This window comes from Paenibacillus ihuae (genome assembly GCF_001368795.1).
Classification (GTDB): domain Bacteria; phylum Bacillota; class Bacilli; order Paenibacillales; family Paenibacillaceae; genus Paenibacillus_AQ; species Paenibacillus_AQ ihuae.
Window position 1 is genome coordinate 76,419 of sequence record NZ_LN831199.1, and the last position, 7,075, is coordinate 83,493.

The 7,075-nt window shown below is 51.4% G+C and carries 8 protein-coding genes; 2 read left to right on the plus strand and 6 right to left on the minus strand.

Features of this window, described 5'->3' with window-relative positions:
- Together AQR02_RS31500 and ftsE are read right to left on the minus strand one after the other, a co-directional pair.
- The coding region (locus AQR02_RS31500; protein WP_148449179.1) for a permease-like cell division protein FtsX at window positions 1-549 on the minus strand (549 nt) is incomplete at its 3' end.
- Window positions 539-1,225: a cell division ATP-binding protein FtsE gene (ftsE, locus tag AQR02_RS20035; RefSeq protein WP_054942228.1), complete on the minus strand. Its 687-nt coding sequence runs from the start codon at window positions 1,223-1,225 to the stop codon at window positions 539-541. The genes AQR02_RS31500 and ftsE, both read right to left, overlap by 11 nt.
- A 346-nt stretch (window positions 1,226-1,571) precedes the next feature.
- Here ftsE and AQR02_RS20040 point away from each other — a divergent pair, with 346 nt between their 5' ends.
- On the plus strand, window positions 1,572-2,996 hold the full coding sequence (locus AQR02_RS20040) for a VanW family protein (protein ID WP_054942229.1): 1,425 nt from the start codon (window positions 1,572-1,574) through the stop codon (window positions 2,994-2,996).
- 209 nt (window positions 2,997-3,205) lie between these two features.
- Complete coding sequence (locus AQR02_RS20045; protein WP_054942230.1) at window positions 3,206-3,613, plus strand: CBS domain-containing protein; 408 nt, start codon at window positions 3,206-3,208, stop codon at window positions 3,611-3,613.
- A gap of 59 nt (window positions 3,614-3,672) precedes the next feature.
- Here AQR02_RS20045 and AQR02_RS20050 read toward each other — a convergent pair whose 3' ends face one another.
- The 4 genes from AQR02_RS20050 to AQR02_RS20065 all read right to left on the minus strand — a co-directional run.
- Window positions 3,673-4,275 carry a DL-endopeptidase inhibitor IseA family protein gene (locus AQR02_RS20050; RefSeq protein WP_054942231.1) on the minus strand — a complete coding sequence of 201 codons (603 nt, stop codon included), beginning with the start codon at window positions 4,273-4,275 and terminating at the stop codon, window positions 3,673-3,675.
- A gap of 229 nt (window positions 4,276-4,504) precedes the next feature.
- Window positions 4,505-5,131 (minus strand): type 4a pilus biogenesis protein PilO, encoded by a 627-nt coding sequence (pilO, locus tag AQR02_RS20055; RefSeq protein WP_054942232.1) that lies wholly within the window; start codon window positions 5,129-5,131, stop codon window positions 4,505-4,507.
- Window positions 5,115-6,725 (minus strand): pilus assembly protein PilM, encoded by a 1,611-nt coding sequence (gene pilM / locus AQR02_RS20060; protein WP_054942233.1) that lies wholly within the window; start codon window positions 6,723-6,725, stop codon window positions 5,115-5,117. The genes pilO and pilM overlap by 17 nt, the downstream gene beginning before the upstream one ends.
- Before the next feature lie 15 nt (window positions 6,726-6,740).
- Window positions 6,741-7,075: prepilin peptidase (locus tag AQR02_RS20065; protein ID WP_167347630.1), on the minus strand; the 335-nt coding region annotated here is incomplete at its 5' end.

Consider the following 7,075-nt stretch of genomic DNA (forward strand, 5'->3'; position numbering starts at 1 on the left):
AATAAAGCCTATATTGCGTACAGCGCGCGTAATCTTAAACAGCGTCTCCACGGAGCCTTTTCCGTAGTTTACTTTATATATCGGCTGCTCTTCATGCGTTTTGTTTAGTGCTTCTATCTTATCTGCTACAAACGGAACTGTGGTGGGTTCAATGACCTCTACCAGCAGCTTATCCGGCAGCGGGTTATTATCTTCGTCAAAGCCTTCCAGCAGCTCGGCTGCATCCGGTCCCATATCCTCGCGGAATTCCTTAAGGCCCTGCTCTTTGGACACGAACTCGACCTTGCTGACTTCCGGCATGCTGCCGATTTCGTTCTGCAGCGTTTCACGCAGCTTCTCGTCGGTATTCAGCGTCAGATGCACATTGATCTGCACCTGGCTGTCCGCCTTGTCCGCTACGGAATTAACATTAAGCACAAGCAGTATAAAGACACCAAGCACGAATAAGGAGACGACAATAGATGTGATGGAAGCCACCGACATCCAGCCGTTGCGGAATACGTTTTTGAAGCCTTCCCGCACATGCCGCAAGAAGGTTTTAAAACTCATAACCATATTCCCCTCTCACTTGGTCTCTGACAATATTCCCATTCTCGATCGCCAGCACCCGTTTGCGCATTTTGTTGACAATATCCCTGTTGTGGGTAGCCATCACAATCGTTGTGCCGCGAAAATTAATCTCGTCAAGGAGCTGCATAATTCCCCAGGAAGTCTCGGGGTCCAGGTTGCCTGTAGGCTCGTCCGCAATAATGACGGAAGGGTTATTGACAATCGCCCTGGCAATGGCGATCCGCTGCTGTTCCCCGCCTGAGAGCTGAGAGGGCTCGCGGTTCGCTTTGCTGCGCAGGCCGACTAATTCGAGCACTTCAGGGACACGTTTCCTGATAACCTTCTTCGGCGCTTCGATAACTTCCATCGCAAATGCAACATTCTCATAGGCCGTCAGCTTCGGCAGCAGCCGGAAATCCTGGAACACTACGCCGATATTACGCCGGACGTATGGGATTTTACGCGGTTTAAGCTTTCCTATGTTGAATCCGCCTACCGAGATCTGTCCCTTCGTCGGAGTCTCTTCTCTATAAATTAATTTCATGAACGTTGATTTCCCTGCGCCGGATGGTCCGACGACATATACGAACTCGTTGCGGTCGATCTTGACGGATATTCCCTGAAGCGCGTGGGTTCCGTTGGGGTAAGTCTTCCAGACATCCTGCATTTCGATCAAAATTATCACTTCCCGATTCTGACATATTCCGCCGGTTCTTCAGTTTCGACATCAAACCGCGGAAGCTTCCATAAACTGCACAAATTACCGCAGGCGTATCTATTGTAACAAATCTGTAACTGCTTGAGTACCCGAAAGTTTTACAGGCACCGCACATATATATAAATTACCGGCTCTTGTCCGGCTGTCTCAGAACAGTATTACATTCGCTCCACCGTTGTTAAAATCCTGCCCGCCGGCAGCTTCTGCTTCTATATATCTGCTTCAAAAACTGATCATTGTAGGCTCACTTTATCCGGCGCGCTGCATGGCAGCGCAAATCCGCCACCCTGAAGGGGTTTATCAGATGAAAAAAAAACACGCCGCCCTCATCACCGTAATCGGGCTGCTTCTGGCCGGATCCCTTCTGGCCGGGGGGCTTCATGTATATGGAAATCAGAAAACGATCCCCAAGGGCACCCGGCTCGCAGGCTGGGATATCGGCGGGATGGACATATCTGAGGTCCGCAGCGGACTAGCTGCGAGGCTAAGCGCTCTGGAGGCTGTCCCGCTGATTCTCAAGGCGGAAGGAAACACCGAGATGACCGTCACCTTGGAGCAGGCCGGAACAACTTATGAGGCAGAGGAATTTCTGCAGGGGCTGAAGGAGTTAACAGACGGAGGACTGCTCCAGCGTGTCCAAGCCCGGCGGAGCTTTGCCAGCTCTTGGGGCCTCGGCATTCATCTGGAGATTAAGCAGCTGCAGAGCAGCTTAAGTCCGGCTTGGGAACGAGAATCCTTCGGTATCCCGGCAGATGCAACCCGGCGTATTACCGTAGATGATCAAATCGTCTACACCCCGGAAACGACCTCCTATGAGATCGACTGGCATGGACTGGAGCTTGCCCTGCGGGCAGCCCTTCCTACCCGGCTCAGCAGCTTCCTGACGGGTAAGAGCATTACCCTTGAAGTGCCATTAACCGTTCAAGAGCCGGCTGTAACACTGCAGGCTCTGAAGGACCAGGGGATTGAGCGTAAGATTTCGCAGTTCAGCACCTCTCTGGGCTTAAGCGGTCCAGGCCGTACCTTCAACGTGGAGGCCGCAGCGAAGGCCGTCAACGGCACGATGCTGCCGCCGGGGGCAATCTTCGATTACGGCAAAGCCATTGAAAAAGCCCAGGCGGAATCCGGTTTCCGCGAGGCGCCGGTCATTGTGAACGGGAAGCTGCAGCCCGGTACCGGCGGAGGAATCCGCCAGGTCTCCAGCACGCTTTATAACGCAGCTCTCCGATCCGGCCTGGAGATTGTGGAACGCCGCAATCACTCCCTGCCGGTCAGCTATCTGCCCAAAGGTCAGGATGCGACCTTTTCCCAAGGGTATATCAATTTCCGTTTTCGCAATAATACCGGTAAATATCTGATCATTAAGGCGGCCGTCCAGGGCCGGACGCTAACTGTAAAGCTGTTCGGCACCTTCCCGAGAAATGTCTACTATTCCGTTCAATCCCAAACGGTTGAGGTGCTTCAGCCCGCAGCTAAATATGTGGCGGATTCCTCTCTGCCCCGCGGCGGTACCCGTATTCTGCAGAGCGGAAAGGCAGGTTATATCGTCGAAACCTATATCACACGGTTCGTTGACGGCAAACCCGAAGAGAAGAAGAAGCTCTCCCGCGATGTATACCCTGCCCAGAAGCAAGTGATCGCCATCAACCGCAGCGGCATGAGCAATGCTGCCCGGCCGGAATCCCGGAAGAAGCCGCTGGTGGAAGACGGGGTGAGCAGCAGTGAATAAGAAATTACGGGTGGCGGGAAATAACCGCTATTCAGAGCGTTCAGCAAAAAAGACGGTTCAGAATACGTTCTGACCGTCTTTTTGTGCAGCTTTATAACACTGCTGGAATTACGCAGTTTATTTTACACTGTCATTACTTTGGTAATTATTGGAGTTTACGCAGGCACATTATACTGGGACAATATCCGCTGTAGAAAGGATGAAGAAGGTTGAGCAATGTATTAACATCTGAATGGTCCACAGTGATCCGCAGTGCCCCCTCTGTTCCGGCTTCTCTCACCTGCCGTGAAACACTGCGCGTAATGTTCCAGCATCCGGAATCGAAATGCATCGTTGTCTGCAATGAGGGGAACGAGCCGGTGGGACTGCTGATGTGCGAACGCTTCTTTTTAAAAGCTACCGGACGTCTGGGCACGGACCACTTTTACCGGGAATCCATAACCAGGCTGATGAACAGCAAGCCCCTGATTGCCGATATATCCTCCCCTGCCGCCTCCGTATTGGCTGAAGCCATGAACCGCCCCGAAAGCATGAAAAATGATTGCATCATTATTACCTCCCAAGGCAAGCTCGCCGGTGTTGTTTACCCTTCAGACATGCTTTGCTCCCGGAAGTAAGGCATGTTCCCCCTGCCCGGCGTTATCCTCCGTTATAACTAACTGTATCTGTAACTGCCTTAGAACAAGGTATCCGGTGACATATCGATTCTCCAGTAGCCGTTTACTTTTTTCAATTTGACCACTACCATTTCATTCGCCCCCTGGCCGTCAGGCTGTGGCACACTCAATTCGAATACCGCAGTGGTTGCTGTTTTGGAGACCATAATGGCTGTAGCCTTATCATACTGAAGCGCGTTGCCCACATCGGCATTTACCTGCGCCATTCTTCCCTTATACTCCAGGAATTGTGTCTGCACATAAAAGGCAGCGGCATTGTGCGTGTATGCTCTTTTTATGTAATTCATCAGTTGTTGCTTGGTGCCAAGGTCGCTGGAAAGGTAACGGTAATTCATTCCGTTGTATACGAATGTTTCCGGATTGTATACATTTCCGCTCCCGCTGGCGTAGGTAAATAATTTTTTGGCGTGAACGACGAGCGGAATAATGCTTTTCACCGTCAGATTGTTAATCGTGGCCGGGCCCTCTTTACCCGGTACAGAAACCGCTACGGTCTTTATGGCCGTGCTTCCGGTGTCCGGAGTAGCTGCCATTGCCCCGCTCCCTGCCGATACCAGCCCCAGTGCCAGGGCCAACGAACCTCTCATCCACTTCTTGTTCATTCTCCATTCCTCCTTGTTGTTCTGCTTCACCCACTAGATCGCAGTTACTTCCATTACAATGACCGTTACTTTATACTTTACGGCAGCTTGTAAGCTAAAATACCCAATTCATGTAGGAGTGAAAACGGATTTATGGGGGGATGCGAACAAAAAACTCCGCCCTCATTTGATAAGAAGGCGAAGCTGGGATTTGTTGCTTATTTTACTTCCAGGTTACAGGTAATTATAACTATTTAATGGCAACTTGTGCCTCTGTCTTCGGGGAATCCGGTGCATCCTCATAATAAGCTGTGAAAGAGATATTAGCTGTAATAATGCTTCCAGTCTCCCCACTTGCAGCCGAATCCTCCGACTGCTGAAAGCTAAAAGAATCCACATTGATGATACGCGGCATAAGCTGCAGCGCAGTCAGCCAGTTCCGGATACTGGTATACTCCCCTTCCACGATTGCTGTCATTTTCAGCTGCTTGACCGTAGGAAAGGCGACATCGGACGAGCCCGTCATCTCCTGAATGGGATTGTTCTCACCAATCGCGAAGCCAATATCCTTAAGCCTTGCATTCGTATAACTGCCGATTGTCCGCAGATCAAGTATGAGCTGTTCACTGCTGTCGCCGCGCGGAAGCTGTGCCAGCAGAGCTTCTTGCTCCTGATTGGCTTCAGATGAACTCTTCAACTCGTCAATCTTCGTTTTCAGAAGCCCATTTTGCTGTTCCAGCTGCCCAATCTGCTGATCCTGATCAGCAATCTGGCGGTTAACCGGCTTTACCCCAAACATGAAGAAGGCAAACAGCAGCAGAAACAGCACAAGTACCCCTAGCACTATGGGCGAACGATATTTATTGATCTGTTCCATTCTCTGCAGCCCCCCCTTCATTATTCTGCGTAGCGGTAACCGGGTTGTCTGCTTTCAAGTTTACCTTATAAATGGCGGTGTAGGCTCCGGCCAGTGAAGCAGCAGACCCTGAATCGGCTTCACCTTCGGACAATTTCTCGATGGATGCATCCACAGTAAAGGACATCTTCCGCAGCTTAACCAGATATTCGGAAGCCTGCTCCATTCCCGGAACGTTCACGGTCAGATCAATCGAGGTGAGATAGGTATAATTGATATTCCGCAGAGCACTGCCTTGCGGCAATCCTTCCGCCAGTTCATTTAACACAGAAACGATGTTTAGTTTATACTTCATAATCTCATCTATTGCTGCCTTGCGGTCCAGTTTGGCGGACCCTCCGTTATTAAGCTGGGTTAACTCGCTTTGGAGCATAGCACTCCGGGCCTGCAGTCCTTGCAGCTGCTGCTTCTGGTCACTTAATTCACCCTTACCCGAAGCAAAATAAATGCCGATTCCCAGTGTACCAAGCAGCCAAAGTCCCACGAGCGCGATGACCACATAAGGGAATAACACGGCCTCCCTATCTTCGCGGGGTAAGAGATCAATATGGCGGATACGATGGCCGAAAGCGGCCCCAGTAGCGACACGGTAGCTGTTCAGCTCCGGGTCCTGCCCTGCATCGGCTTCCAGCTGGTCCAGATTGACCGGGATAATCTCCTGTTCGGTCAGCGACTGACGCAGTTCTGCGTGAAGCTGTCTGCGTATGCCCGGCGTTCCTGTAATCAGCACATTGCTGATTCGGGTGCTCCCATCATGCAAGCTGTATTGATAGAAATTCAGCATCCGGGATATCTCGGCAGTGATCTCGACCATTTGCTCAGGTGACAGCACTTCCTCAGGCATTTCCAACGAGGCGGCCGCTTCCGCGACATACGCAGTCATCTCAGGCTCCTTAGGTGCTTCCATTCGGTTCTGATGCAAATCAGCTACGTTAATCGTCCGGCTAAATACGGGATTTCCATCCCGGTACATATAAATGTCCAGCATGGACTGCTCCAGATGGATCAGCATCGTCTCGTTAAACAGTTCTCCCTGGCCGGCAGTAATAGTACGGGCAAGGGCAGTGGCAGATATTTCAACACTTTGAACCCGCAGTCCTGCAGCTTCCAATACATCAATGTAGTCCTGAATGGACTGCCGGGGTGCGGCAAAAACGAGCAGCTGGCTCTGGTCCTCGTCCACCCCTGTTGTCACATAATCATAAACGGGATTCTCAAAAGGCAGATGAAGGCCGGTTTCTACCTCCAGCTTCACGAGTTGCTCCAGCTCTTTTTCGTTCGTGCTCGGAATGCTCATCTTACGGATAATGATTTGTGCCGGCGGGATGGCTAAGGATACCCTAGCCCCCCTCAGTCCTTCCTGCTTCACCCAAGGCTTGAGGGCACCAAGCAGTGCCTCGCTGTCTGCGACCCGGTTCTCCACGATCATTCCGGAAGGCAGGGCAAGCGTCCCTTTTTTGCGGACCTCCCAGGTCTTGTTTTTCTTTACGCTGATGTAGCGAACCGCAGATTCTTCAATCGAAATCCCAATCGCCTGTTGACCTAGTACAAGCATGCGATGATAACCCTCCTAACCGATAAACGTGAGATAAAAACGAATCATGTCCGGGCCATACAGGAATGCAACCAGTGTGCCGAACGCCAAAAAAGGCCCAAATGGAATATGCTGTTTTTTTTGAACAACACCCGCAAGCTGCAAGCCTCCGCCAACTGCCGTACCAAGCGCACAGGCGACCAGAAACGCCACAATAACATTCGGCCAGCCGAGCAGCCAGCCCAGCAGCGCAAACAGCTTGACATCCCCCATTCCCATACCGCCAAACAGTGCCAACAGTAAAAGAACGCCGCCTCCGCAGAGCGCACCAAGCAGATGAACCCAGAGCGGCTCTTCTGTCATAAAAGGAA

Excerpts from the sequence above, each read along its gene's own strand:
- AQR02_RS20050 (WP_054942231.1), bottom strand. The coding sequence starts at position 4,275 with ATGAACAAGAAGTGGATGAGAGGTTCGTTGGCCCTGGCACTGGGGCTG.
- pilO (WP_054942232.1), bottom strand. The coding sequence starts at position 5,131 with ATGGAACAGATCAATAAATATCGTTCGCCCATAGTGCTAGGGGTACTT.
- pilM (WP_054942233.1), bottom strand. The coding sequence starts at position 6,725 with ATGCTTGTACTAGGTCAACAGGCGATTGGGATTTCGATTGAAGAATCT.
- AQR02_RS20040 (WP_054942229.1), top strand. The coding sequence starts at position 1,572 with ATGAAAAAAAAACACGCCGCCCTCATCACCGTAATCGGGCTGCTTCTG.